Raw genomic sequence first — 25,956 nt, forward strand, 5'->3', positions numbered from 1 at the left:
GGTGCCGGGTGCCGTCTGGCCACCCCCCTGACTCGACACGTGTCGTCCGGTAGCGTCGACGGCGTCCCGGGCACGTGAGGCCTCCGGCCCGGTCGACGGTCGGCACCCGCCGACGGGGCGCGGCCGGGAGGATTCGGGTCCGACCCGGCCGTGCTCCCCTCGCCCTCCCTCGCCGCTGACCCGCGCCTCCGGCCGGCGGCCTCCTCAGCGGGCGATCGGGTTCGGCAGGGTGCCGGCGTAGATCAGCGACGACGACTGCGCCCCGAGGTCGACCATCTGCCTCGTGTCGCGCAGCTGCAGACGGTTCAGGCACGAGTGGTCGAACCGCGCCGCGCGCAGGTCGACCGCGCCGTGCAGCCCGGGGTGCTCGTCCGCGTGCCGGTCGACGCACTCCGCGACGAGCCGCCAGGAGAGCGCCTCCGGCAGCACCCCGTCGACGTCGAGGATCGCCGTGAGGTGCCGCAGCACCCCGTCGAAGACGTCGGTGAAGACGGCCAGCGCCTTCTCCCGGTCATCGACGGGCGAGACGACGCGGCGCAGCTCGGCCGGCAGGTCGGCGGGCGACGACGGCTCGGCGAGCAGGGCGACCTCCTCGCCGATGTCCTTCATCACGACGGCGGTCGGCACGTGGTCGCGCAGCACGGTGATCACGTTCTCGCCGTGCGGCATGAAGGCGAGGTCGTGGGCGAGCAGGCAGTGCACGACGGGCCGCAGGTACGCGTGCAGGTACGACCGCAGCCACTGCTCGGCGCCGACGCCCGAGGCCCGCACCATCGCCGTCGCCAGCGCGTGCCCCTCGCGGTCGCGGTGCAGCAGCGCCGCCATCGTCGCGAGGCGCTCGCCCGGCGCGAGCAGCGGCACCGGGCTCTCCCGCCAGAGGGCCGCGAGCATCTTCCGCTGCGGGGACGCCGTCGCGGTGCGGTGGTAGACGTCGCCGGTGTACCCCAGGGAGGCGCGCTCCCGGAGGACGCGGAACCGCGCCTCCCGCAGGGTGGGGTCCGCCGAGATGAGGTCGTGCACCCAGTCGTTGATCGCCGGCGTCGGCCGCATGTACTCGGGGGAGAGGCCGCGGAGGAACCCCATGTTCTGGATGGCCAGGGCGACCTTGACGTAGCTGCGCTCCGGGTGCGTCGGCGCGAAGAACGTGCGGATCGACTGCTGCGCCCGGTGCTCGACGTCGCCCTCGCCGAGGAGGACGAGGTCGCGGCGGGCGACGTCGGCGGCGAAGGTGACGGCGACGCGGTGCTGCCACTGCCAGGGGTGCACCGGGAGGAGGTGGAAGTCGTCGGGGTCGAGGCCCCGGCCGCGGAGGGTCGCGGCGAAGCGCTCGAGCGCCTCCTCGCCGAGCTCGGCGCGGCGGTGGGCCGCCTCGTCGAGGCCTCGCCCGAGGGCGAGGTGCGCGTGGGCGCGTCGGGCCGCCAGCCAGAGCAGGCGCACGGGCTCGCCGTTCTCCGGGGCGTAGGCCCGCGACTCGTCGAGCCCGAACCCGATGCGGCCCGCGTTCGCCACGAACGAGGGGTGGCCCTCGGTCATCGCCGCCTCGATCGTCGCGTGGTCGGCGGTCGTCAGCTGCTCGCTCGACGGCCCGCCCCGGTGGTGCTTGTGGGCGAGGCCGGCGAGGGTCGCCGAGACCTCCTCGAGGTAGGTGGCGAGGAGGTGCTCGGGCACGGCGAGGAGGGGCTGCAGCTCGACGACCAGCTCGAGGGCGTCGAGCGGGGCGGGGCGCCCGTCGACCGTGCGCGTGACGCTCGCCTCGTCGATCGCCCAGTGCTCGAGGGCCAGCCGCCGGGCGCGGAAGCGGTAGGCGACGGCCGGGGTCGGGGTCGGGGTCGGGGTCGGGGCCGGTGCCGCTGCCGGTGCGGCGGACGGCGTCGGGGCCGCGGCCGCGCCCGCCGTCGGGTCGTGCCGCGGCAGTGCGGCGAGCACCACCTCGTACGCGTCGCCGCCCCGGCTGGCCGGCGCCAGCAGCCGCTCGTGCGAGAACTCGGCGAGGGCCTTCGTCACGAGGTGCCGGTGCGCGACCGCCATCGGCTCGGGCGCGAGGTGCGCCGCGGCGCGGTCGTCGCGGGTCAGCACCGACAGGGCCGCGCGCTTGTCGGGCAGCTCCAGCTCGCGCAGCACGCGGAAGCCCGCCTCGTCGTTCTTCGCCCTGACCGTCGCGTTCCGCACGTCGGGCTCGACGACGACCCTGGTCGCGCCCAGCCCGTCGAGCACGAAGCTCGTCACGGCCGCCATCACGGCGGAGGTGAGCCCGTGCACCCGTCGCTCGACCGGCGGAGCGACGAGCAGGTGCATCCCCGCGTCGCCGGGCCGCACCTCGGGCACCCCCGTCAGCAGCACGCGCGTGGGGTCGTACGTCTCGACGTAGAAGAGCGGCTCGCCGTCGACGCGGCCCAGCCAGGCCCGCTGGTGCGGGTCGGCCTCGATCGCGGCGAGGTGGGCGCGGACCTCGTCGGTGCTGAGGCCCGCCATGCCCCACCACGAGGAGGCGGGGTGCGAGAGCCAGCGCCGCAGCGGCACCGCGTGCGGGTGCGCCTCGAACGGCTCGACCGTGACGAGCCCGCACGAGGCGCGGTGCTCGGCGACCGCGGTCATCGGGCCGTCACCCCCTCGGCGGCGGGGGCTCCCGGGGAGCCGACCCGCGCCTCCTCGGTCGGCAGCCCGAACGTCTGGAAGGCGACCCGACGCTCGACCGGGTACACCTCGCGGCCCGTGATCGACGCGAGGATGCTCGAGCTGCGCCAGGCGCCCATGCCCAGGTCGGGCGCGGTCAGGCCGTGGGTGTGCTCCTCGCCGTTCTGCACGAAGACGCGGCCGCGGCCGCCGTCGACGCTGTGGTCACGGGCGACGGCGAGCCGCCCGCGGGCGTCGCGCTCGACCTGCTCGCCGAGCGGGTCGAGCACCGAGGTCGACCGCGGGGCGTACCCCGTCGCCAGCACGAGTGCGGCGGACTCCCGCACGGCCGTCGTGCCCAGCTGCGCGTGGCGGAGGGTCAGCGTGAACAGCCCGCGGTCGGCGTCCCAGGTCGCGTCCGTCAGCTCGGTCTCGGTGAGGAGCGTCGTGTCGAGCGGGCCGTCGACGCTGCGGCGGTAGAGCGTCTCGTGGACGTCGTCGACGAGGTCGCCGCTGATGCCCTTGTAGAGGCTGCGCTGCTCGCGGCCGAGCCGGTCGCGCTCGGCGAGGGGCAGGCCGTGGAAGTGGTCGGTGTACTCGGGGCTCGTGAGCTCGAGGGTGAGCTTCGTGTACTCCATGGCGAAGAACCGGGGGGAGCGGGTGACCCAGTCGAGCCGGGCGCCGGAGCCGGCGACCCCCTCGTGCCCGACCCCGTCGAGCAGGTCGCGGTAGATCTCGGCCGCGGACTGCCCGCTGCCGACGATCGTCACGGAGGGGGCGTCACGCAGCCGGTCGCGGGCGCCGAGGTAGTCGGCGCTGTGCACCACCGGGCCGTCGAGCCCGGTCAGGTGCGCCGGGACGGCGGGCTCGGTGCCCGTGCTGAGCACGACGTGCCGCGTGCGCCACGTCTCGTCGCCGGCGTGCACGAGCAGCGTCCCGTCGTCGAGGTCGGTGACCGCCGTCACGCGACGGCCCCAGCGCAGCGTGCCGAGCTGGTCGGCGACCCACCGGCAGTAGGCGTCGTACTCGACGCGGAGCGGGAAGAAGCTCTCGCGGACGTAGAACGGGTAGAGGCGCCCGGTCTGCTTCAGCCAGGCGAGGAAGGAGAACCGCGAGGTCGGGTCGGCCATCGTCACGAGGTCGGCCAGGAAGGGAACCTGGATGGTGGCGCCCTCGATCATCATGCCCGGGTGCCAGCGGAACCCGTCGGCGGCGTCGAGGAAGACCGCGTCGAGGTCGTCGACGGGGTCGCTGAGGGCGGCGAGGCCGAGGCCGAAGGGGCCGAGGCCGACGCCGACCAGGTCGTGGACGTGCTCGGGGACGGCGCTCATCGGACGACCGCCGCGGTGGTCACGCCGTCGGTGCTGTCGACGTGCAGGGCGCTCGCCGTCTCGCGGACGAGGTCGAGCACCGCCTCGACGTCGGCCAGGGTCGTGTCGGGGTCGAGCAGCGTGAGCTTGAGGCACGGCCTCCCGTCGATCACCGTCTGCGCGACCGCGGCGCGCCCCGACTCGAACAGGGCGCGTCGGACGAGCGGCACGAGCCGGTCGGCCTCGGCGTCGTCGAGCCCCTCCGGGCGCCAGCGGAACAGGACCGTGCTCAGCTGCGTCTCGCCGATCAGGTCGAGGTCGTCGGAGTCGCGGACGACCCCGGTCGCGGCCGCTCCCAGCTCGACGACGCGGTCGATCATCGCGCCGAGCCCATCGGCGCCGACGGCCCGCAGGGTCGCCCACAGCTTGAGGGCGTCGAGTCGCCGGGTGGTCTGCAGCGACTTGTCGACCTGGTTCGGGTCGGCCGCCCCGGCCGGGTTCAGGTAGTCGGCGTGCCAGGCGAGCGGTTCGAGGTCTGCCCGGTCGCGCACGAGGAGCGCGCTCGACGACACGGGCTGGAAGAAGGTCTTGTGGAAGTCGACGGTGACCGACCGGGCCCGCTCGACGCCCTCGAGGAGGCGCCGCCGCGTCGTCGAGACCAGCAGGCCCCCGCCGTAGGCCGCGTCGACGTGCAGCCAGACGTCGGTGTCGTCGCAGACGTCGGCGATCGCGGCCAGCGGGTCGAGGCAGCCGCGGTCGGTCGTCCCCGCGGTCGCGACGACGGCGACGACCACGTGCCCGGCCTGGACCAGGGCGTCGAGGGTCACGCGGAGGGCGTCGGGCCGCATCCGGCCGAGGTCGTCGGTGGGCACGGCGACGACGCTGTCGGGGCCCAGGCCGAGCACGCGCGCGGCCGTCGAGACGCTGAAGTGGCTCTGGTCGGTCTCGAGCACCACCATCCGCTCGAGGACCTCGTGCAGGGAGCGCGGGCGACGGTCGGGGCGTCGACCGGGCCCGCTCGTGCTCCTCAGCCGCGCCTCCTCGTCGAGGTCGTGACGTCGGGCCCGCCCGGCGGCGCGCTCGCGGGCCAGCAGCAGGGCGTGCAGGTTCGACTGCGTGCCGCCCGACGTGAACACCCCGTCCGCGGTGTCGGCGGGGAGGCCGGCGCGCTCGGCCGTCCAGGCGATCAGCCGCCGCTCGACGAGCGTGCCGACGGTCGACTGGTCGTACGTGTCGACCGACGGGTTGACCGCGGCGAGCACGGCCTCGGCGGCCACCGCCGGCAGGGCGACCGGGCAGTTGAGGTGCGACTGGTAGGCGGGGTGGTGGAACCAGACGGCGTGCGCGGTGAAGAGCTCGTCCACCTCGCGGAGGGCGGCGTCGGTGCCGGCGCCGGGGCCGTCGAGGTCGACCGCGTCGACGAGGGCCTCGAGGTCGGCGCGGGGCACGCCCGACGACGGCTGGTCGACGAGCCGGAACCGCTCGGCGAGGCGCTCGACGACCGCGGTCGTCGAGCGGGCGTAGGCGTCGGCCGTGGCGGCGGACAGGAGGTGGGTCACGGTGGTCTCCCGGTGATGCGTGATCGCGGCAGGCTCTCTGCGGCCTGCCCGAGGTTAGGCAAGGCTCACCTAAATCGCAAGGCGCTGCCGCATCATGAATCTGGCTCATGACCAGGGGTTCACAGGGTGTCCGCCGAAAGGACGACCTGGAGGTCGCCCGGAGCGACAGACGCGACACGCCCGGGGTGTGGACAGCGACACGCCCGGGCTGTACTGTCGCCTCTCGTGCCGATCGTCGGCACGACCCGTCGCCTCGTCGACGTCGAGCACCCCCGAGAGAGAGGCCAGCACCGTGTCGAACCGCACCATCACCGACCTGCGTGCACCGCGCCTCCTCGACGGCAGCGGTCGCTCCTGGCACCCCGGGCAGTACGCATCGCCCGAGCAGCAGGAGAAGACCATGCTCGAACTCGACACCCTCTCGTAGGCCCCGCGCGTCACTCGACGCCCCAGCCCACGAGGGCCGGGGCACCTCTCGCATCCACCGACACTGCAGGGTCGGAGTGCGTCCGTCCGCCCCGGACGACGACACCCCCCACAGAGGACCGAGAGGACCATGGAGAAGATCACCGCCCGGCTGTTCAGCTGGGCCAGCCTGCTCGAGGAGAAGACCGCACAGCAGGCCAGGACGACGTCGACGATGCCGTTCATCTACCCGCACCTCGCACTGATGCCCGACGCCCACCTGGGCCTCGGCGCCACCGTCGGGTCGGTGATCCCGACGCTCGGCGCCGTGATGCCGGCCGCCGTCGGCGTCGACATCGGCTGCGGCATGATCGCCGTGCGCACGCAGTTCACGGCGGCCGACCTGCCCGCCGACCGCAAGCCGCTGCGCGAGCAGATCGAGCGGGCCGTGCCGACCTCGGCCGGCGCGTACAACCGCAAGGTCGTCGCCACGGCCGAGCCCCGCGTCGCCGAGCTCGAGGCGCTGGCCGCCGAGGCGGGCTTCGACCCGGCGTCGTACGCGAAGAACTGGCAGCTGCAGCTGGGCACGCTCGGCAGCGGCAACCACTTCATCGAGGTCAGCCTCGACGAGACGGACGCCGTGTGGCTCTTCCTGCACTCGGGGAGCCGGGGCGTCGGCAACAAGATCGCGCAGGCGCACATCAAGGTCGCCCAGGCGGCCATGACGCGCTGGTGGATCACGCTGCCCGACCCCGACCTCGCCTACCTCGTCGAGGGCACGGCCGAGTTCGACCGGTACATCGCCGAGCTCGGCTGGGCACAGCGCTTCGCCCTGCTGAACCGGGAGGAGATGATGGACCGCGTCGTGCGCCAGTTCGCCGACTGGGTCGGAGCGCCCGTGCAGGAGCAGGAGCGGATCAACTGCCACCACAACTTCACGCAGCGCGAGCGGCACTTCGGCAAGGACGTGTGGCTCAGCCGCAAGGGCGCCATCTCGGCCCGGGCGGGGCAGGCCGGGCTGATCCCCGGCAGCATGGGCACCGCCTCCTACGTGGTCGAGGGGAAGGGCAACCCCGTCGCGCTCGAGTCGTCGCCGCACGGCGCCGGCCGGGCGTACTCGCGGAGCGCCGCCCGCAAGAAGTTCACGCACGACGAGCTGCGCACCGCGATGGAGGGCATCGAGTACCGCGACACCGACGCGTTCCTCGACGAGATCCCCGCGGCGTACAAGCCGATCGACCAGGTGATGGCCGACGCGGCGGAGCTCGTGACGATCCGGCACACGCTGCGCCAGATCGTCAACGTCAAGGGCGACTAGGGGGAGGCGCGGGCTGCGGCTCGCGCCTCCTCGTCGCCGCCCCGTGTCGACGGTTCAGGAGGGGGCGGCTCGGGCGGCCCGTGCGGGCGCGCTCGCGCGGGTGTCTCCTGAGTCGTCGACGCGGCGGGCTGCTCGGTGGTGGGGCGGTGCGGCGGGGCCGCGGTCGTCGGCTGCGCTGCGCGCGGCGGTCGTGTCGACGGTTCAGGAGGGGGCGGCTCGGGCGGCCCGTGCGGGCGCGCTCGCGCGGGTGTCTCCTGAGTCGTCGACGCGGCGGGCTGCTCGGCGGTGGGGCGGTGCGGCGGGGCCGCGGTCGTGGCTGCGCTGCGCGCGGCGGTCGTGTCGACGGGTCAGGAGCGGGCGGCGCGGGCGGCCCGTGCGGGCGCGCTCGCGCGGGTGCCTCCTGAGTCGTCGACGGGGCAGGCCGCCCGGCCGCGCCGCGCGCGCCCCGGGCAGACTGGCCCTGTGACCGACCCGCTCGTGACCCCCGACGGCCGCTACCTCGTCGTGCGCGGCCGGCTGTGGCGGCGCACCGACCCGGCCCTGCCGGAGGAGAGACGGTCCGAGCTCGTCCACGAGCTGATGGACGCCCGCCGCGCCAAGAAGGCGGCCCTGGCGGCCGACGACCACGCCGGCGTCGAGGCGGCGAAGGCCCGGGTCGACGCGGCCAAGACGGGCCTCGGCGAGCGGGGGCCGGTGTGGTGGAGCGACGACGCCCCCGACGAGACCCGGCGCATGGCAGAGAACACCCGCTACGCGGAGTGGTTCGCCGCTCTCTGACGAACCGGCGGAACTAGCGCCCCTGGCGCTTCTTGAACGGCTTCGGCTGCCCCTTGACCGCCGGGGTGCGCCCCTTGCCCTTCGACGCCTTGGCCTTGCCGCCCGCCGGCACGGGAGGCGGCGGCGGAGGAGTCGACGGGCTCGCGAGCTCCTCCTCAGCGACGACGATCGCGGCCTGGCCGGCCTTCGTCAGCCGGTAGGGGCTGGCGTCACGGTCGAACAGCTTCGTGCCGAACTCGAGCTCGAGCGCCTCGATCGACGACTCGAGCTTCTGACGCGAGATGCCGAGCTTGTCGGCCGCGACCGGGAAGTGCAGCACCTCGGCCGCGACGAGGAAGTGCCTCAGGTGGCTGGTCTTCACGGTGTCGCCTCTCGCTGGTCGGCCGGGTGCCCGACGCCCCAGACTACCGCCGGCGGCTCAGGCCACCGACACCCCGCCGGCGACCGGCGACGTGTGGCTGACGCCGAGCCCGTCGAGCGCCTTCTGGAAGATCTTCAGCCCGGTCATGCCGGGCAGGTTCGAGATGTTCGAGTCGAGCTTCTCGGCGGCCTTGCGGCCTTCCTCGCCGCTCATCAGCTGGCCGAACACGAAGCGGACGTCGTCGATCTCCATGATCGACGAGCCGACCGGGGCCCAGACCTTCTGCAACAGGAAGCGGGTCAGCTTCTGCGCCTTCTTGCTCTTGAGCAGCCGCTCGCGGGCCTGCGACACGTAGAAGGCCACGTGGCGCGACTCCTGGCGGGCGATCCGGACGAGCAGCTCGGCGAGGACCGGGTCCTTCTCGAGGGCGGCCATGCGCTTGTACGCGGCGACGGCCGAGTACTCGTTGGCGGCGCCCCACGACATGTGGACGGCGACGAAGTCCGAGCCGACGAACTTGCCGAGCAGGCCCTGCTTGACCGGGTCGAGCTTGTCGCGCCAGCCGAGCTTGAGGCGGTTCGCGCGCAGCTGGTCGTAGTCGACCTTGACGCCGTGCACCTCGAGGATGGCGGCGAGGGCCTCGCCGTGCCAGAACTCCTCGCGGTTCCACATCGTCATGAAGGTCGAGACGTCGCCCTCCTTGTGGGAGGGCGTGGTCAGCAGGTCACGGGTGTAGCACACGGTGTGGTACTCGACGTCGGCCATGTAGCGGAGGGTGCGGAGCGAGTCCGCGCTGAGCGGGTTCTCCTTGAAGTGGTCGAGGTCGAGGTCGTCCCACGTGATCCGCTCGCTGGTCGCGGCGAACTTGTCGATGTCGAATGCCATGTGGTGTCGGGAGGCGCGGGTCGTCAGACCTGCCCTCCGTCTCCTTTCCGTGTGGTGCTGCCGCCGGTCGTCGCTGTGACCGCGCCCCGGGCCCTGGCCCAGTCGCGGATGCTCCATCTTCTTCGGAGCGCCTCGCGGGCGAGATTGGAGTCGGGGTTGACGGCGGACGGGTTGCCGAGCAGCTCCAACCAGGCGAGGTCGGCGTGGGAGTCACCGTACCCGTACGACCCCGTGAGGTCGATCTCGTTCTCCCGTGCCCACTGCGTCAGCCACGCAGCGCGGGCTTCGTCCACCAACGGCGGCTGGGCGAGGTACCCGGTGAGCACTCCGTCGCGCTCGTGCATGGTGCTGCCGACGACCTCGTCGAACAGGTCGGCGATCGGCCCGGCGAGGGTCGCGATGGAGCCCGTGACCAGCACCGTCCGATGACCGGCGGCCCGGTGCTCCGCGATGCGGGCGAGCGCCTCGGGCAGGGTGTGGCGGCGCACGGCGTCGGCGTAGCCGCCGGAGCGCACCACTCCGCGGAGGCGCGAGACGGGCATGCCGCTGTACCGCCTCAGGAAGCTGCGGATGAACTCGCCGCGATCACGCGACTCCGCCCGGAGGTAGGCCGGCAGGCCGGTCAGCAGCGACGCGACCTCGCCCGGCCAGGCCGCCTTGCGGAAGCCGTTCGAGCGCACCCAGAGGTACTGCTCGACGATGTTCGAGTCGAGCACCGTCCCCTCGAGGTCGAAGACGGCGACCACGTCGGTGCGGGGCGGCAGCGGCCGGGTGTCGACGACGGCGCCGGTGGCGGCGGGGCGCACCGAGAAGGCGCGCGTCATGGCCGTGATCGACGGGAAGTGCACGGTCTGGAAGTAGTGCTCCCAGTCGATGTCGCCGACGTCGAAGCCGACGTCGGCGGGGGAGCCCTCGGGCAGCCCGGCGTGCAGCGCCCGGGTGCGGCGGTCGTCGAAGATGATCTCGGACTGCACGTAGTGGCGGTAGAGGTCGGTCAGGCTCTGCAGCGACTCGAGGTCGGCGCGTCGGGTCTGCACGTCGCTCAGCGCGGTGCGCGTGCGCTGGTTCGAGGGCAGGTGCGTGAGCACGCGCTCGCGCCAGTCGTTCGTCCGCTGCTTGAAGCGGATCGCGCCCTCGACCTTGCGCACGCCGGGGAAGTCCCAGTGCGGCACCGGGATGGTCGTGTGCTCGTCGCGCGGCAGCGGGTTCGCCGTGAAGAACGCGTTGAGGTTCTCGAACATGCGGAGGATCGGGAACGGGTTCGCGTTGCCCGACGCCACGTGGAAGTACTGCGCCTCGGGGCCCGCAGGAGTCGCGGTGCGCGGCGCCGGCACCGCCGCGGCCGCGTCGTCGGTCACCGGGCGCGCCGGGGGGTTCGCCGCGACCGCGAGGATGACGTTCACCACGAAGTCGACGGGCACGATGTCGAGCACGCTGTCGGGCACCCCGGGGAACTCCGGCAGGAGCCCGCGGGCGTACGACATGATCAGCGGGTCGGCGACCTTGAAGCCGTCGATCCAGCCCGGGTACGGGTGGCGGAGCGCGCTCTCGACGATGGCGGGGCGGACGACCGACAGGCGGTGGCCCTCGGCGGCCCACAGCTCCTCGGCGGCGCGCTCGGCGAACGCCTTGGTGAGCGTGTAGACGTCCGTCCAGCCGAGGGTCTCGGCCCGGGTGCGGCCGTAGTCGACGAGACGGGCGGCGACCCAGGCGACCCGCGCCTCCTCGGCGGCCGTCGCGACGGCCTGGGGCCCGGTCTTGCCGTGGCGGGCACGGCCCTCGGCGAGGAACCGGCGGAGGGTCTCGGGCTGCCGCGACGCGGCCTCGACGCGGGCGCGCGCGTCGCGGGCGGCGGCGTGCTCGGCGCGCCAGTCGACGGCGTGCGTGAGCGCCGCCTCGGGGAAGACGCCCTTGCGGATGCCGCCGACGTACGCGGTCGACACGTGAACGACGTGCGGGTCTCCGCCCGCGCGGCGCAGGGCCTCGTACAGGCCGACGGCCCCGCCGACGTTGGTGTCGAAGGCCTGGTCGATGGGCGGGTCGAACGAGACGGTCGACGCGCTGTGGATGACGACGTCGAGGTCGGCGGGCAGGTCGGGCAGCGAGCCGAGGCTGCTCTCGACGACGCGCAGCCGCTCGGTGAGCGCGCGCTCGACCTCGTCCGCGCCGACGCGCTCGCGCCAGCTCGCGAACACCGGCTTCTTGAGCAGGTGCCGCAGCCGACCGAGGGCCGGCGTGCCGGCCTTGGGCCGGATCAGCAGGGTGACCGTCGTGTCGGGGTGGGTCGAGAGCAGGCGCTCGAGGATCGCCTGGCCGACGAATCCGGTGCCGCCCGTGAGCAGCACGTGCGCCGAGCCGAGGCTGGCGACGGTGGAGCCCGGCGTGGCGGAGGGGAGGGGTGCGGTCATGCGGTGAGCTTTCGGGTCACGGTGGAGCCGACGCGGGCGTCGAGCCCCGGCAGGGCGGCGACGCGGTCGCCGACCGAGTCGGCGCGGAGGTGGCCCTCGGCCCCGCCCCAGACGACCGTGTCGAAGAAGGTGCGCTCGGAGTCGGCGCGCTCGATCGCGCCGATCGGCCAGACGGCCTTCGCGAGGGAGGCGCGGGTCTGCTTCACGGCACGCGCCGAGTCGGCGAGGCGCCAGTGGGCCTCGAGGTCGAAGAACCGCTCGTGGCGACGCTTGATCGCGCGGACGCGGTCGAGGACGGCGCTCAGCGCCGGGCTCGCGGCCCGGAGCTCGAGCACGTCGTAGGCCTCGCCGAGGACCCACTCGTCGACGAGCCCGGTGATCATGTGCTCGGCGACGATCGGCACGCCCTTGTTGATCGCCTCGAGGGCGCGCGTGATCGGGCCGCGGCGCTCGGCGGCCTCGGAGGCGGCGTGGCGGCGCGGGCCCTCCTCGTCGTCGCGGAGGCGCGGGCGGCCGTGCGCCTCGAGCACGGCGTCGAGGGCGTCGGCCAGCCAGAACTTCTCGAAGGCCCACGTGACGAGGAAGGCGGTGACGCGGGCGTCCTTGTGCGTCGCGGTGACGAGGAGGTTGCGGAGGTGCTCCATCGTCGCGGCCTCCAGGCGGCCGAGGTGGCGCAGCAGGCGCAGCTCGTCGTCGCCGAGCGGGGAGGCCTCGAAGGGCGTCAGGTCGAGCTCGGGGCGGAGGGTGCCCTGGGCCGTCAGGGTGAACTCGCGCATGTCGAACTCGGTGGTGTCGTAGGGGTCACCGTCGATCGTCATGACCAGTGATCCTCTCGTGACGCGTTCGTGCGGGCGGGCGGGGCACGATGCACGCTGCGAGCCCTCAAGACCGTATCGTAAGCGGCATGGCAACAGCGCTCGTCACCGGGGGCACGTCCGGCATCGGAGCCGAATTCGCCCGCCAACTCGCCGCACGTGGCTGGGACCTCGTCCTGGTCGCGCGCGACGCGACCCGACTCGACGAGACGGCCGCCGCGCTCCGCGCGACGGGCCGCCGGGTCGAGGTCCTCTCCGCCGACCTCGGCGACCGCTCGGACGTCGACCGGGTCGCCGCCCGGCTGGCCGACGACGCCTCCCCGGTCGAGCTGCTCGTCAACAACGCCGGCTTCGGCGTGCACACGCCGCTGACGTCGGAGGACGTCGCGACGCACGACGCGGCGTTCGAGGTGATGGTCCGCAGCGTGCTGGTGCTGTCGGGGTCCGCGGCACGCGCCATGCGCCTCCGGGGCCGCGGCCGCATCGTCAACGTGTCGAGCACCGCCGGCTTCATGACCATGGGCGGCTACTCGGCCATCAAGGCGTGGGTGACCTCGTTCAGCGAGAGCCTGTCGGTCGAGCTCGCGGGCACGGGCGTCGGCGTCACGGTGCTGCTGCCGGGCTGGGTGAAGACGGAGTTCCATCAGCGCGCCGGCATCCGGTCGTCGAGCATCCCGAACGCATTGTGGCTCGGCGCCGAACCACTGGTCGCCGCGTGCCTGCGCGACGTCGATGACAACAAGGTGGTCTCCATGCCCACGGTTCGGTACCGCGTGCTGTTCTGGTTGGTGCGGCACGCTCCGCGCAGCGTCGTCCGCCGCGTCTCGGGCGCCATCTCGTCGAGCCGACGGAAGCCCGCGGAGTCGTGAGCGACCCCAGCCGGCCCGGCCACCCGCGCCGCGAGGCCGTCGCCCGCGCCGCGACCGACGTCACCGACCGCTTCAGCTCGCGCGGCCGGGCCATGGCCCGGTACGTCGCCCAGCGGGTCGTCCTCAAGCCGACCATCTGGTCCATCACGAGCGTCACCGTCATCGACCGCGACCGGCTCAAGGGCGTCGAGGGCGGCTTCATCGTGGTGGCGAACCACTCGAGCCACCTCGACGCGCCCCTCATCCTCGGCGCCCTGCCGCGCCGGCTCGCCCGCTACCTCGCGACGGGGGCCGCGGCCGACTACTTCTTCGACGTGCCGTGGCGTCGTCAGCTGACCGAGCTGTTCTTCAACGCCTTCCCGGTGCAGCGTGGCTCGTCGACCGCGACGCCCGCCGGCACGCCCGGCTCGGCGACGCCCCAGGCCCCCGGCGCCGTCGCGGCGGCGGCCGCGGCCGCCGCGCACCCGTCGACCGGCGCGACGCCGACGCAGTCCGCCGCCCGCCGCAAGGCCGCCGCGAAGTCGGCCGCCCGCAGGCGCGCCGGCCAGCCCACGGTCAGCGCCCGGTCGCTGCTCGAGCGCGGCTACCCCGTGCTGGTCTTCCCCGAGGGCACGCGCTCGAAGGACGGCTCCGTCGCCGCGTTCAAGCCCGGCGCGGCGGCGCTGTCGGCGGCCTGCGACGTGCCGATCATCCCCCTCGCCCTGATCGGGGCGCACATCGCCCACCCCCGTGGGTCGGCCTGGCCGAGGCCCGGCCGCCTGCCCGTCGGCGTGGCGTTCGGCGACCCGATGCGGCCCGAGCCCGGCGAGACGCCGGTGCAGTTCTCGGCCCGCCTGCGCGACGAGATCCTGCGTCTGAAGGACGCGAACACCGCCCGTATCCTGGGTCCCGAGACCCCGTCCGAAGGAGCACGACCGTGACCGACGTCCAGAGCAAGCCGGAGACCGAGGTGCGCGACCACGGCGTCGCGCACATGAAGTGGTGGGGCTGGGGCGTCGAGGGCGTCGCCTTCCACCACGACGACAAGCCGGGCTTCGCCCCGTTCGTCAAGAAGATCGTCGGCGTCGAGCTGTCGCAGGGCCAGCACGACACGGGCCTCGACTTCTCGCAGCTGACCGTGCCGGCCTCGCGCGCCTCCTCCGAGGTCGTCGACTCGCTCGTGCAGATCGTCGGCACCGAGCACGTCGACCAGGGCGACCACGACCGCGTCGTCCACACCTACGGCAAGAGCATCCGCGACCTCATCCGCATCCGTACGGGCGTCCTCGACCGGGTGCCCGACGTCGTCGTCTACCCGGCCGACGAGGCCGAGGTGCAGCAGATCGTCGACCTCGCCGTCGCGAGCGACGTCGTGCTCATCCCCTTCGGCGGCGGCAGCAACATCGTCGGCAGCCTCGAGCCGATGCCCACGGAGGAGCGCACCGTCGTCTCGCTCGACATGGGCCGCCTCTCGAGGGTGCTCCACGTCGACGAAGACAGCGGACTCGCCCGCATCCAGGCCGGCGGCCAGGGCCCCGACCTGGAGGAGCAGCTCAACGCCCGCGGCTGGACCCTCGGCCACTTCCCCGACAGCTTCACGCACTCGACGATGGGGGGCTGGGTCGCGACCCGCTCCTCCGGCATGCAGAGCGACAAGTACGGCGACATCGCCGACATCACCAAGGGGCTGCGCGTCGTCCGCCCCGGGGGCGTGCTCGTCATCCGGGCCGTGCCCAGCGCCTCCACCGGGCCGTCGCTCCGCGAGATGATCATCGGCTCGGAGGGGCGCCTCGGCGTCATCACCGAGGTCACCGCGCAGGTGCACCGCCTGCCCGAGAAGCGCGAGATCCTCGCCTACCTCTTCCCGTCGTGGCACGACGGGCTCGCGGCGATGCAGGCCATCGCCGAGAGCGACGCCCACCCGTCGGTGACCCGCGTCAGCGACGCCCACGAGACCGCGTTCTCGTTCGCGACCTCGAAGGAGAGCAAGGGCATCTCGAAGGTCGTCAACGACGCCCTGCCGAAGGTGCTCAGGGCCAAGGGCTGGGACGTCGAGGCGATGTGCCTGTCGTTCATCGGCTACGAGGGCAGCCCCGAGCACGTCGCCCAGACGCAGAAGGCCGTCGCCAAGATCGTCAAGGCGAACCGCGGCATGAGCGTCGGCAAGGGCCCCGGCAAGCTCTACGACCAGAAGAAGTTCGACACGCCCTACCTGCGCGACTTCTTCATGGACCACGGAGGCGCGGCCGACGTCAGCGAGACCGCCGCCCCGTGGTCGAAGCTGCGCGACGTCTCGGCCCGCGTCTACGCCGCGGCCAACCAGGCGTTCGACCAGATCGGCGTGCAGGGCTGGATCATGGGCCACCTGTCGCACTCGTACCACTCGGGGGCGTGCCTCTACTTCACGTTCGCCTTCGAGCACGGCGCCGACGCCGAGGCCGAGTACGACGTCGTGAAGCACGCGATCCAGCAGGCGTTCATCGACACCGGCGCGACCGTGTCGCACCACCACGGCGTCGGCCTCGAGCACGCCCCGTGGCTCGAGCAGGACGTCTCGACGCAGGGCATCCAGGTGATGCAGGGCCTGTTCGACTCGGCCGACCCGGGCCGCGTCTTCAACCCGGGCAAGATCACCGGCGCGTAGCGACCGGGCAGGAGGCGCGGGTGGGCCCTCGGGCCGGCCCGCGCCTCCTGCGCGTCCTGCACCTCCGGTCACCGGGAACACGGTCGACCTAGGATGTGTTGATCGCAGGTACCGCTCGCACCCGGCGGGCCCTCACGGAAGAGACGCGCATGACCGGAATCCACGGCGACATCACCTCGGCCTTCGGCGACACCCCCCTCGTGCGACTGAACGCACTCGCCGTGCCCGGCGGCGCGGAGGTCGTCGTCAAGCTCGAGTTCTACAACCCCGGCGGCAGCGTCAAGGACCGCCTCGGCGTCGCCATCGTCGACGCGGCCGAGGCGAGCGGCGAGCTGAAGCCGGGCGGCACGATCGTCGAGGGTTCGAGCGGCAACACCGGCATCGCCCTCGCGCTCGTCGGCGCCGCCCGCGGCTACCGCGTCGTCGTCACGATGCCCGAGACGATGAGCGTCGAGCGCCGCACGATCATCGCCGCCTACGGCGCCGAGGTCGTGCTCACCCCCGGCGGCGAGGGCATGCGCGGCGCCGTCGAGCGCGCGAAGCAGATCGTCGACGAGACCGAGGGCGCCGTCTGGGCCCGGCAGTTCGAGACCGAGGCCAACGCGGAGATCCACCGCCGCACGACCGCCCCCGAGATCCTCCGCGACACGGACGGGAAGATCGACTTCTTCGTCGCCGGCGTCGGGACGGGCGGCACCATCACGGGCGTCGGCCAGGTGCTGCACGAGCAGGTGCCCGGCGTGAAGGTCGTGGCCGTCGAGCCCGCCGACTCGCCGCTGCTCAGCGAGGGCAAGGCCGGCCCGCACAAGATCCAGGGCATCGGCGCCAACTTCGTGCCGGAGCTGCTCGACCGGTCGCAGATCGACGAGGTCTTCCCCGTCCAGCTCGACGACGCCCTGCGGGTCGCGCGCGACCTCGCCGCCAAGGAGGGCATCCTCTCCGGCATCTCGTCGGGCGCGATCGTCCACGCCGCGCTCGAGATCGCCGCCCGGCCCGAGAACGCCGGCAAGCGCATCGTCGCCATCGTCTGCGACACGGGCGAGCGCTACCTGTCGACGGTCCTCTTCCAGGGCCTCGCGGGCGCCGGCGCCGGCGCTTAGCGTGCGGGCGGTCGCCCGCCTGGCGGAGGACGTCGCGGCCGTGCGGCGGCGCGACCCCGCCGCCCGCGGGCGCGTCGAGACGGCCCTGGTCTACCCGGGGCTGCACGCCGTGTGGCTGCACCGCGTCGCGAGCCGCCTGTGGCGGGCCGAGGGCCTGCCCCGCCGGCTCGGCAGCCGCGTCGTCGCCCGGCTCGTGGCCCACGCGGCCCGGTCGCTGACGGGGGTGGAGATCCACCCCGGGGCCCGCCTGGGGCGCCGCTTGTTCATCGACCACGGGATGGGCACGGTGGTGGGCGAGACGGCCGTCGTCGGCGACGACTGCACCCTCTTCCACGGCGTGACGCTCGGCGGCAAGGGCGGGCGGGGCGCGGGGGCACGTCGCCACCCCACGCTCGAGGACGGCGTGACGGTGGGCGCGGGTGCCTCGGTGATCGGCGGGGTCGTGGTCGGGGCGCGCAGCGTGGTGGGCGCGGGCGCCGTCGTCACGAAGGACGTGCCGGCGGACTCGGTCGCGACCGGGGTGCCCGCGGTGAGCCGGCCGCGCGGCGCCTGAGCGGCGGCGCCTACGGCTCGGCGCTCGACGCGAGTCGCGACGCTGCGGCCGCGCGCCCGCTCTGCTCGGCGTGCCCGGGGCCGCCCCGCTCCGCGTCGACGGTTCAGGAGTCACTGACTCGTCGGGCTCTCCGCGCACCCGTCGCGCCGGGTGCTCCTGAACCGTCGACGCCGCGCGTCCGCCCGAGCCGCAGAGGCCCGTGGCCGGCGGGCGGGGGTGCCAGCCGTGCGCAGGTCGACGTGCGTCGACGTGCGTCGACGGTTCAGGAGGCGGCGGCGTTCCGTGCTCGCCGCGGGCGTCGCGCGCGGGTCGCTCCTGAACCGTCGACGCGCGCCGTCAGCGCCGCGGCTCCCAGCGGAACGACCGCGTCGCCGCGACGGCCCCCACCACGGCCCACCCCGCGCTCGGCAGCAGCAGCACCGGCAGCAGCCCCAGGTCGCCGCCGTCCCACGCCAGGGTCACCAGCTCCATCAGCCCGCCGCCCGGCAGCAGCCGCTTGACCACGGCGAGGTCGTCCACGCCCGTCAGCTGGAACCAGATCCCGACCCCGAGCGTGAGCAGGAAGAACGGCATCGTCGTGTACTGCGCGTGCTCCGGCGACGTGGTGACGCCCGCCGTGGCCAGCGCGGCCCCGACGAACATCGCCTCCGCGATCAGCACGGCGACGACGAGCAGCCCCGCGTTCGCCGGCGGGCTCTGCACCCCGAGCACGCCGAGCACGACGACGAGCTGCGCCAGGCTCACCGCGACCACGGGCAGCACGAGCCCGGCGAGCAGCCCGCGGTCCGACACCGACCCGCCGCGCAGCCGCTTGAGGTACAGCGTCTGTCGTCGGGCGGCGAGCGTCGTCGTCACGGTGACGTAGACGCCCATGCCGACCATCCCGAGGATCTGCACGCCGGCGAGCACGCCCGCGCTGTCGGCCCCGTCGAGCGCGAGCAGCAGGGCGCCGAAGGCGAGCGGCACGAGCACGGCACAGGCGGCGACGGTGCGGTTGCGCACCATCATGCGCAGCTCGGCGACGCCGATCGCGAGCACGGCGTTCACGGGCCGCCCGGTCGTCGGGCGGGGAGGGGCGGTGGGGGTCGAGGTGGTCACGAGAGGTCCTTCCGGTGGGGTGTGCAGGAGGCGCGGGTCGGCACGAGCGGTCCGCTCACGCGTTGCTCAGCGAGCGGAACACGTCGTCGAGCCCCGACTCGTGCGCGCTGAGGCGCTCGAGCTCGTGCCCCGAGGCCGCCGCCCAGGCGAGCAGGGCGGCGACGTCGCGCTGGGGGTCGGTGGTCTCGACGACGACCAGCCCGTTCTCGGTGCGGGCGACCGGCAGCGGCAGGTCGTCGAGCGGGCCGGGCGCGACGAAGCGCACGGTCGAGGTCGACCCCGCGGTGAGGTCGGCCACGGTGCCCTCGCGGCGGAGCGTGCCCCGGTGCATCAGCCCGATGCGGTCGGCGTGCTGCTGGGCCTCCTCGAGGTAGTGGGTGGTCAGGAGGAAGGTGACCCCCGCCTCCCGCAGCTCCGTCACGACGGCCCAGAGCCGGTCGCGGGCCTCCGGGTCGAGGCCGGTGGTCGGCTCGTCGAGGAAGACCAGCTCGGGCGTGCCCCAGATCGCCCCGGCGAAGTCGACGCGGCGCTTCTCGCCGCCCGACAGCTGGAGCACGCGGGCGTCGGCGCGGTGGTCGATGCCGACCCGGGCGAGCACGGCGTCGACGTCGTCGGCCCGGCCCGACACGGCGCCCGACAGGGCGACGCTCTCGCGCACGGTGAGCTCGCCGGCCAGGCCGGAGTCCTGCAGCATCAGGCCCACGCGGGGCCGGGTGCGGGCACGGTCGGCGGGGTCGCCGCCGAGCACCTCGACGCGCCCCGTGGTGGGCCGCCGGTGCCCTTCGAGCACCTCGAGCGTGGTCGTCTTGCCGGCGCCGTTCGTGCCGAGCAGGGCGTACAGCTCGCCGCGGCGCACGGTGAGGTCGAGGTCGGAGACGGCGACGTGCCCGTCGTAGGAGCAGCCCAGGCCGGAGGCGCGGATCACGTCGTCCGTCGTCGGCGGGGCCGGTCGTGTGGTGTCGGTCATGACCACGACGATCCCCGGTGCGGGCGTCGGTGCCCAGTGTCGCCGGGGCACGAGTCGACGTGACAGTTGTCACGTCGACGGGTGACGGGAGGCCGGTCCGGCCGGCGGGGGCGGCCGTTACCGTGGGGGGATGGACCTCCCGGGCGTGACCGCCGACCGACCTGCCGAGCCCGTCGAGCCGGCCGGGCCCGCCGGGCCCGTCGCACGGCCGGGGCGCACCGGGTCGGGGCGCCCCGGTGACCGGACCACCGCCTCCCCCCTGGCCCGGATGCGGCGCTACACCACCCTCTCGTTCTCGGGCATGGTCGGCGTGCTGACCGGAGTGCTCGTGCTCGTGACGGCGACCGCGACGCGCTCGCCCGCGGCGGTCGCGGCCGCCCTGATCGTCGGGGCGCTCGTCACCGTGCTGTCGCTGTCGTGGGAGCACGGCCCGCCCCGGTCGCTGGCGATCGTCGCCCTCGTTCTCGCGGAGGCCGCCTGGTGCGTCTCGCTCGCCCTCGGCACGAGCTCGTGGGGAGCGCTGCCCGTCGCCGTCGCCGTGGCCGTCGTCGCCACGACGCCCCGGTCGGGGGCGCCGCGGGGGAGCGCACCGCGCGGCTGGCCCTGGCTCGTGGGGGGCGTGCTGGCCGTGGCCGCGCCCGCGGTCGTCGCCGGGGCCCTGGGCGAGCTGCCCTCCGCCGCGGTCGCTCCGGTGACGACGAGCGCGGTCGTGTTCGTGCTGGCCGCGTGGAGCGCCTACCGCCTCAACCGATACCAGTTCGCGCTGTACCTCGAGATCGACGCGGCGCGGGCGACCGAGGCCGAGCTCGCCGTGCTGCGCGAGCGCTACCGGTTCTCGAGCGACCTGCACGACATCCAGGGGCAGGCCCTGCACGTCAGCCGGCTGCAGCTGCAGCTCGCCGACAAGACCCTCGACCGCGACGTCGCGGCCGCCCGCGGTCACCTGAGGGAGGCCGAGCAGCTGATCGCCCAGACGATCGCCGAGACGCGGCGGCTGGCCTACGGCGAGCGGACGGTCACGCTCGCCGGGGAGGTGGCCAACTCGGCCGAGCTGATCCGGGCCGCCGGCATCGAGCTGCGGATCGACGGCACCGTGCCCGCGGCCCAGCCGCTCGACGACCTGCTCGGGCTGGTCGTGCGCGAGGCGACGACGAACCTGCTGCGGCACGCCCAGGCCGAGCACGTGGTGATCGAGCTGGCCCCCGGCGCGGTCGCGGTCGTCAACGACGGCGCGGCGTCGGGAGGCCGGGGGCTCAGCGGCCTCGCCCGGCTCGGCGACCGCTTCGCGGCGGCCGGGGGAGTGCTCGAGACGTCGCAGCACGGCGGCACGTTCCGCACCGCGGCGCGGGTGACGCCGTGATCCGCGTGGTGCTCGCCGACGACGAGACGCTGCTGCGCACCGCGCTCGCCGCGCTGCTCGACCTCAGCGACGAGATCGAGGTCGTCGCCCAGGCCCAGGACGGCCTCGAGGCGGTCTCCCTGGTCGAGCGGCACCGGCCCGACGTGGTGCTGCTCGACCTCGAGATGCCCGGGCTCGACGGCGTCGACGCGGCCACCCGCATCCTCGCCGCGCGCCCCGACCAGGCCGTCGTGCTGCTCACCCGCCACGGCCGGCCGGGGGTGCTGAAGCGGGCGCTGTCGGCCGGGGTGCGGGGGTTCCTGCTCAAGTCGGTCGACCCCGACGAGCTGGTGCGCGTCGTGGTGCACGTGCACGGCGGCCGCCGCTGGATCGACGCCGACATCTCGGCCGCGGCCATGATGGACGACTGCCCGCTGACCGCGCGCGAGCTCGACGCGCTGCGCCTCACCGCCGAGGGCTGGTCGGTGCGCGAGATCAGCACGCGACTCCACCTGGCCTCCGGCACCGTCCGCAACTACCTGTCGTCGGCGATGTCGAAGACGGGCAGCAGCTCACGTCACGCGGCCGCGCGGGTCGCCCGCGAACGGAGCTGGCTGTAGGGAGGCGCGGCGGGCGCCCCGGGGCGCAGCCGTTCGGTCGCCGTGGTCAGCGCTGCGAGCCCTCGACGTCGGCGTGGCCGACGCGCTCGCCGGCGGTGGCCATGTGCGCCCGCATCGCCTCGAGGGCGGCGTCGGGGTCACGGCGCGAGATCGCCTCGAAGACGGCGAGGTGCTCGCGGTAGGCGACCTCGGCCTGGCTGCGCTCGCTGAGGCCGCGCTCGACCCAGAGGCGCAGCAGCGAGCGGGTGCTCTGCAGCAGGTCGCGCAGCACGACGTTGTCGGCGCTGACCGCGATCTGGAGGTGGAAGCGCAGGTCGGCCTGGAGGAACGCGTCGAGGTCGTCGAGGCTGTCGCGCATCGTGTCGACGAACCCGCGGAGCGCCTCGACCGCCTCGTCGTCGACGCGCTGGGCGGCGTAGGTCGCGGCCTGGATCTCGAGCCCGCTGCGCACCTCGATCAGCTCGCGGGTGCGCGCGGCGTTGAGCATCATGCCCCAGCTGAGGGTGGTCGGCAGCAGCTCGGACGTGGTGTCGCGCAGGTACGTGCCCGAGCCCGGCCGGACGGAGACGATGCCGAGGATCTCGAGCGCCGCGAGGGCCTCGCGCACCGCCGAGCGCCCGACGCCGAGCTGCTCGGCCAGCTGACGCTCCGGGGGGAGGCGCGACCCTGGTACGAGATCGCCGACGGTCAGCAGCGCGATCAGCTGCTTCACGACCTCGCCGACGGCGGTGCCCTTCGGCACGAGCTCGAGCTCGAGCCGGAGGCTCGTGGGGTCGTCGTCGGGGTAGGCAGGCACGGCCCCGAGCTTACTGAGCGGCCCGGCGCGGCTGCTGGCGACCCTCCCACGTGTGCTCGTCGGGTGCACCGACTGGTCAACCGGTTGACAAGTCGCCCGTGACGGGGGCAGCATGGACACCACGCCGCCGAGCCCACGGTCGGCCCGAACGATGACGTTGAGCACGAAGGAGTCGATGTGGACACCACCGCCCGAGCGACGGAGGCCATGAGCCCCGTCGAGAAGTCCGCGATCAGGAAGGTCGCGATCCGGCTGGTGCCGTTCGTCGCGTTGATGTTCTTCATCAACTACCTCGACCGCACCGCGATCGGCTTCGCCGCCCCGAACGGCATGGAGAGCGACCTCGCCCTGTCGGCCGCTCAGTTCGGCTTCGCGTCGGGCGTCTTCTTCATCGGCTACATCCTGCTCGAGGTGCCCTCGAACCTCGCCCTGCACAAGTTCGGGGCCCGCAAGTGGCTCGCTCGGATCATGGTCACCTGGGGCGTCGTCGCGCTGCTCTTCACCTGGGTGCAGAACTTCGAGCAGCTCGTCGTGCTGCGCTTCCTGCTCGGCGTCATGGAGGCCGGCTTCTTCCCCGGCGCCATCCTCTTCCTCAGCCTGTGGGTGCCCGCGCGGCACCGCAGCAAGATCCTCGCCCTCTTCTACCTGGCGCAGCCCCTCACCACCGTGATCGGCGCCCCGCTCGCCGGCTGGCTGATCAGCCACGACGGTGCGTTCTTCGGCCTCGAGGGCTGGCGCTTCATGTTCCTCGGCGTCTCCGTGCCGGCGATCGTCATCGGCGTCGTGGCCTGGTTCTACCTGAAGGACAAGCCCTCCGACGCGAAGTGGCTCACCCGGGAGGAGCAGGTCTGGCTGACCGGCGCCCTGCAGAAGGAGGCGGCGACCAAGACCGGCTCGACCGCGGGCGGGAAGCACCCCAGCATGTGGAAGGTCTTCGGCAACGGCCGGGTCTGGATGCTGAGCTTCATCTACTTCGGCTTCGTCTACGGCCTCTACGCGCTCGCCTTCTTCCTGCCGACGATCATCGGCGGCTTCCAGGAGCAGTACGGCACCGACTTCAGCATCACCGAGCGCGGCTTCATCACGGCCATCCCGTACGTGCCCGCCGCGATCGCGCTGTACTTCTGGTCACGTGACGCCACGAAGCGCGGCCTCCGCACCTGGCACATCGCCCTGCCGGCGCTGGTCGGGGCGGTGAGCATCCCGCTCGCGCTGTTCGCCGGCTCGCCCGCCGCCACCATCGCGGTGATCGCGGTCACGGCCATGGCCATCTTCGCGGCGCTGCCCAACTTCTGGACCCTGCCCACGCAGTTCCTGACCGGCGTCGCGGCCGCCGCGGGCATCGCCCTGATCAACACGATCGGCAACCTCGCGGGCTTCAGCGCCCCGTACATCACCGGGGCGGTCACCGACTGGACGGGCAACTACGAGGTGCCCATGTTCATCGTCGGCGGCTTCATGCTCCTGTCGGCCGTGCTGATGGTCGTGCTGAGCCGGATGAAGAAGCCCGAGGGCGCCGCGACGCCCGAGGAGGCCCGCGACCTGGCCGCCACCGCCGGCCTCGACTGAGGCCCGGGCGGCTGCTCTCGGCCGCAGTCCCGGGCAGCGGCTCTCGCCGCAGCCCCGGGCAGCTGCTCCGGCCGCTCCGTGCGGCCCCATGACCGCACGGGCCCGGGCGTCCCCCCTCCCCGGGCCCGTGCGCCCCACCCCACCGCCTCGCCGACCGCGCCGCCGCGGCCGCTCGACCCCCGCCTCCTGGAGTTCCCATGACCCGCCTCTACAACGACCCGAGCGACTTCGCCGACGAGATGACCGACGGCTTCGTCGCCGCGAACCAGCGCTGGGTGCGCCGCGTGCACGGCGGCGTCGTCCGCGCCACGCGGTCGACGCCCGGCACGGTCGCGCTGGTCGTCGGCGGCGGCTCGGGCCACTACCCGGCCTTCGGCGGCCTGGTCGGCCAGGGGCTCGCCCACGGCGCCGCCCTCGGCAACCTCTTCGCCTCGCCGTCGTGGCAGCAGGTGCGCTCGGTGGCCCGCTCCGCCCACACCGGCGGGGGAGTGCTGCTGAGCTACGGCAACTACGCGGGCGACGTGCTCAACTTCGACGCGGCGCAGGCGAAGCTCGTCGCCGAGGGCATCGAGACCCGCACGGTGCGCGTCACCGACGACGTCGCCAGCGCCCCCGCGGCAGAGGCCCACAAGCGCCGCGGCATCGCCGGCGACCTGACCGTCTTCAAGGTGGCCGCCGCCGCGGCCGAGGCGGGCTGGTCGCTCGACGAGGTCGTCCGCGTCGCCGAGAAGGCGAACGCCCGCACCCGCAGCGTCGGCGTCGCGTTCACCGGCTGCTCGCTGCCGGGCGCCGACGAGCCCCTCTTCACCGTGCCCGAGGGGCGCATGGCGGTCGGCATGGGCATCCACGGCGAGCCCGGCATCGGCGAGGTCGACGTGCCCACGGCCGACGGCCTGGCCGCCCTGCTCGTCGAGTCGCTGCTGGCCGACGTCGAGCGGCCCGCGGGCGTCGAGGAGGCGCGGGGCCAGCGGGTCGCCGTGCTCCTGAACGGCCTGGGCTCGGTCAAGTACGAGGAGCTGTTCGTCGTCTACGCGAAGGTCGACGCGCTGCTGCGCGAGGCCGGGGTCGAGATCGTCGAGCCGGAGGTGGGCGAGCTCGTCACCAGCTTCGACATGGCCGGCGCCTCGCTCACGCTGTTCTGGCTCGACGACGAGCTCGAGTCGCTCTGGGCGGCGCCCGCCGACGCCCCGGCGTACAAGAAGGGCTCCGTCGACGTCGCGGCGCGCGCCGACGACTCGGAGCTCGAGGCGCTCGTCGCCCCGCCCGTGCCGTCCGCGACGGCCGCGTCGCGCGAGGCGGCCGAGCTCGTGCTCGCCGCCCTCGAGGCGGTCCGGGCCACCGTCGAGCAGCACGCCGACGAGCTCGGCCGGATCGACGCGGTGGCCGGCGACGGCGACCACGGCATCGGCATGCTCCGAGGCGTGGGCGCCGCGGTCGCCGCGGCCCGCGAGGCATCGCAGGCCGGGGCCGGCGCCGGCACCCTCCTCGACCGGGCCGGTGACGCCTGGTCCGACCGCGCCGGCGGCACCTCCGGGGCCCTGTGGGGCTCCGCGCTGGCGAGCCTCGGCGCGGCCGTCGGCGACGACGCGGCGCCGACGCGCACCTCCGTCGTGGCCGGCGTCGGCGGAGCGACCGAGGCGATCCTCGAGTTCGGCGCCGTCGTCGGCGACAAGACCATGGTCGACGTGCTCGTGCCCTTCGACGAGGCCCTCCGGGCCGAGGTCGAGGGCGGCGCCGACCTCGCGACCGCCTGGGCCCGGGCCGCCCGCGTCGCCCTGGCCGCCGCCGCCGCGACGGCCGACCTCCTGCCGCGCATGGGCCGCGCCCGTCCGCACGCCGAGAAGAGCCTCGGCACCCCCGACGCCGGTGCGACCTCGCTCGCGCTGATCACGGAGGCCGTCGGCCTCGTCGTCGCGAGCCGTCAGCGGGCCTGACCCGCGCCTCCTGCACGCCCCTTCCCCGCACCACCCC

General features: G+C 74.1%; 22 protein-coding genes. 12 read left to right on the forward strand and 10 right to left on the reverse strand.

The window, feature by feature from the left end; genetic code table 11:
* Window positions 1-204: 204 nt before the first annotated feature.
* From JOE43_RS15915 to JOE43_RS06570, 3 genes are read right to left on the reverse strand one after another with little or no spacing between them, the layout of a single operon-like run.
* Window positions 205-2,595, reverse strand: a complete 2,391-nt coding sequence (locus tag JOE43_RS15915) for a GNAT family N-acetyltransferase (protein ID WP_209516081.1) — start codon at window positions 2,593-2,595, stop codon at window positions 205-207.
* Complete coding sequence (locus tag JOE43_RS06565; protein WP_209516084.1) at window positions 2,592-3,944, reverse strand: lysine N(6)-hydroxylase/L-ornithine N(5)-oxygenase family protein; 1,353 nt, start codon at window positions 3,942-3,944, stop codon at window positions 2,592-2,594. The genes JOE43_RS15915 and JOE43_RS06565 overlap by 4 nt, the downstream gene beginning before the upstream one ends.
* A complete protein-coding gene (locus tag JOE43_RS06570) occupies window positions 3,941-5,482 on the reverse strand; it encodes a pyridoxal-dependent decarboxylase (protein ID WP_209516086.1) in 1,542 nt (513 codons plus the stop codon). The genes JOE43_RS06565 and JOE43_RS06570 overlap by 4 nt, the downstream gene beginning before the upstream one ends.
* A 292-nt stretch (window positions 5,483-5,774) precedes the next feature.
* Between JOE43_RS06570 and JOE43_RS15920 the strand changes: the two genes are divergently transcribed.
* The 3 genes from JOE43_RS15920 (at window position 5,775) to JOE43_RS06580 (ending at window position 7,982) form a co-directional block, all read left to right on the forward strand.
* A complete protein-coding gene (locus tag JOE43_RS15920; protein ID WP_280921575.1) occupies window positions 5,775-5,909 on the forward strand; it encodes a hypothetical protein in 135 nt (44 codons plus the stop codon).
* Window positions 5,910-6,038: 129 nt separating this feature from the next.
* Window positions 6,039-7,205, forward strand: coding sequence for an RtcB family protein (locus tag JOE43_RS06575; protein ID WP_209516088.1), 1,167 nt, complete (start codon window positions 6,039-6,041; stop codon window positions 7,203-7,205).
* 462 nt (window positions 7,206-7,667) lie between these two features.
* On the forward strand, window positions 7,668-7,982 hold the full coding sequence (locus tag JOE43_RS06580) for a hypothetical protein (RefSeq protein WP_209516091.1): 315 nt from the start codon (window positions 7,668-7,670) through the stop codon (window positions 7,980-7,982).
* Window positions 7,983-7,995: 13 nt separating this feature from the next.
* Here JOE43_RS06580 and JOE43_RS06585 read toward each other — a convergent pair whose 3' ends face one another.
* From JOE43_RS06585 to JOE43_RS06600, 4 genes are read right to left on the reverse strand one after another with little or no spacing between them, the layout of a single operon-like run.
* Entirely contained in the window at window positions 7,996-8,343 is a 348-nt protein-coding gene (locus tag JOE43_RS06585) for a LysR family transcriptional regulator (RefSeq protein ID WP_056052618.1), read from the reverse strand.
* 57 nt (window positions 8,344-8,400) lie between these two features.
* The gene (locus JOE43_RS06590) at window positions 8,401-9,228 is read right to left on the reverse strand and encodes a hypothetical protein (protein ID WP_056052621.1); all 828 of its coding nucleotides are present in this window, start codon (window positions 9,226-9,228) and stop codon (window positions 8,401-8,403) included.
* A 23-nt stretch (window positions 9,229-9,251) separates the two neighbouring features.
* Window positions 9,252-11,636 (reverse strand): SDR family oxidoreductase, encoded by a 2,385-nt coding sequence (locus JOE43_RS06595; RefSeq protein ID WP_209516094.1) that lies wholly within the window; start codon window positions 11,634-11,636, stop codon window positions 9,252-9,254.
* Window positions 11,633-12,454, reverse strand: coding sequence for a hypothetical protein (locus JOE43_RS06600; protein ID WP_209516097.1), 822 nt, complete (start codon window positions 12,452-12,454; stop codon window positions 11,633-11,635). The genes JOE43_RS06595 and JOE43_RS06600 overlap by 4 nt, the downstream gene beginning before the upstream one ends.
* A gap of 86 nt (window positions 12,455-12,540) precedes the next feature.
* Here JOE43_RS06600 and JOE43_RS06605 point away from each other — a divergent pair, with 86 nt between their 5' ends.
* From JOE43_RS06605 to epsC, 5 genes are all read left to right on the forward strand, one after another.
* A complete protein-coding gene (locus JOE43_RS06605) occupies window positions 12,541-13,320 on the forward strand; it encodes an SDR family oxidoreductase (RefSeq protein ID WP_209516099.1) in 780 nt (259 codons plus the stop codon).
* On the forward strand, window positions 13,317-14,240 hold the full coding sequence (locus tag JOE43_RS06610) for a 1-acyl-sn-glycerol-3-phosphate acyltransferase (protein ID WP_209516102.1): 924 nt from the start codon (window positions 13,317-13,319) through the stop codon (window positions 14,238-14,240). The genes JOE43_RS06605 and JOE43_RS06610 overlap by 4 nt, the downstream gene beginning before the upstream one ends.
* Window positions 14,237-15,943, forward strand: a complete 1,707-nt coding sequence (locus tag JOE43_RS06615; protein WP_307803266.1) for an FAD-binding oxidoreductase — start codon at window positions 14,237-14,239, stop codon at window positions 15,941-15,943. The genes JOE43_RS06610 and JOE43_RS06615 overlap by 4 nt, the downstream gene beginning before the upstream one ends.
* 149 nt (window positions 15,944-16,092) lie before the next feature.
* Window positions 16,093-17,043, forward strand: coding sequence for a cysteine synthase A (cysK, locus tag JOE43_RS06620; protein WP_209516104.1), 951 nt, complete (start codon window positions 16,093-16,095; stop codon window positions 17,041-17,043).
* A 1-nt stretch (window position 17,044) separates the two neighbouring features.
* Entirely contained in the window at window positions 17,045-17,596 is a 552-nt protein-coding gene (gene epsC, locus JOE43_RS06625; protein ID WP_209516108.1) for a serine O-acetyltransferase EpsC, read from the forward strand.
* Between the two features lie 336 nt (window positions 17,597-17,932).
* On the opposite strand, the gene JOE43_RS06630 is transcribed toward epsC, so the two are convergent.
* Together JOE43_RS06630 and JOE43_RS06635 are read right to left on the reverse strand one after the other, a co-directional pair.
* Window positions 17,933-18,694, reverse strand: a complete 762-nt coding sequence (locus JOE43_RS06630; protein WP_209516110.1) for an ABC transporter permease — start codon at window positions 18,692-18,694, stop codon at window positions 17,933-17,935.
* A 55-nt stretch (window positions 18,695-18,749) separates the two neighbouring features.
* A complete protein-coding gene (locus tag JOE43_RS06635) occupies window positions 18,750-19,661 on the reverse strand; it encodes an ABC transporter ATP-binding protein (RefSeq protein ID WP_209516113.1) in 912 nt (303 codons plus the stop codon).
* A 130-nt stretch (window positions 19,662-19,791) separates the two neighbouring features.
* Between JOE43_RS06635 and JOE43_RS06640 the strand changes: the two genes are divergently transcribed.
* Together JOE43_RS06640 and JOE43_RS06645 are read left to right on the forward strand one after the other, a co-directional pair.
* A complete protein-coding gene (locus tag JOE43_RS06640; RefSeq protein WP_209516118.1) occupies window positions 19,792-21,021 on the forward strand; it encodes a sensor histidine kinase in 1,230 nt (409 codons plus the stop codon).
* Window positions 21,018-21,620, forward strand: a complete 603-nt coding sequence (locus tag JOE43_RS06645; RefSeq protein ID WP_192045298.1) for a DNA-binding response regulator — start codon at window positions 21,018-21,020, stop codon at window positions 21,618-21,620. The genes JOE43_RS06640 and JOE43_RS06645 overlap by 4 nt, the downstream gene beginning before the upstream one ends.
* A 46-nt stretch (window positions 21,621-21,666) precedes the next feature.
* On the opposite strand, the gene JOE43_RS06650 is transcribed toward JOE43_RS06645, so the two are convergent.
* Window positions 21,667-22,416 carry a FadR/GntR family transcriptional regulator gene (locus tag JOE43_RS06650; RefSeq protein WP_056052644.1) on the reverse strand — a complete coding sequence of 250 codons (750 nt, stop codon included), beginning with the start codon at window positions 22,414-22,416 and terminating at the stop codon, window positions 21,667-21,669.
* A 207-nt stretch (window positions 22,417-22,623) separates the two neighbouring features.
* On the opposite strand from JOE43_RS06650, the gene JOE43_RS06655 reads away from it, so the two are divergent.
* Together JOE43_RS06655 and JOE43_RS06660 are read left to right on the forward strand one after the other, a co-directional pair.
* Entirely contained in the window at window positions 22,624-23,985 is a 1,362-nt protein-coding gene (locus tag JOE43_RS06655) for an MFS transporter (RefSeq protein WP_185234333.1), read from the forward strand.
* A 197-nt stretch (window positions 23,986-24,182) separates the two neighbouring features.
* The gene (locus tag JOE43_RS06660) at window positions 24,183-25,919 is read left to right on the forward strand and encodes a dihydroxyacetone kinase family protein (RefSeq protein WP_209516121.1); all 1,737 of its coding nucleotides are present in this window, start codon (window positions 24,183-24,185) and stop codon (window positions 25,917-25,919) included.
* Window positions 25,920-25,956: the final 37 nt, after the last annotated feature.

This window comes from Frigoribacterium sp. PvP121 (genome assembly GCF_017833115.1).
In the GTDB taxonomy this organism is placed as follows: Bacteria; Actinomycetota; Actinomycetes; order Actinomycetales; family Microbacteriaceae; genus Frigoribacterium; species Frigoribacterium endophyticum.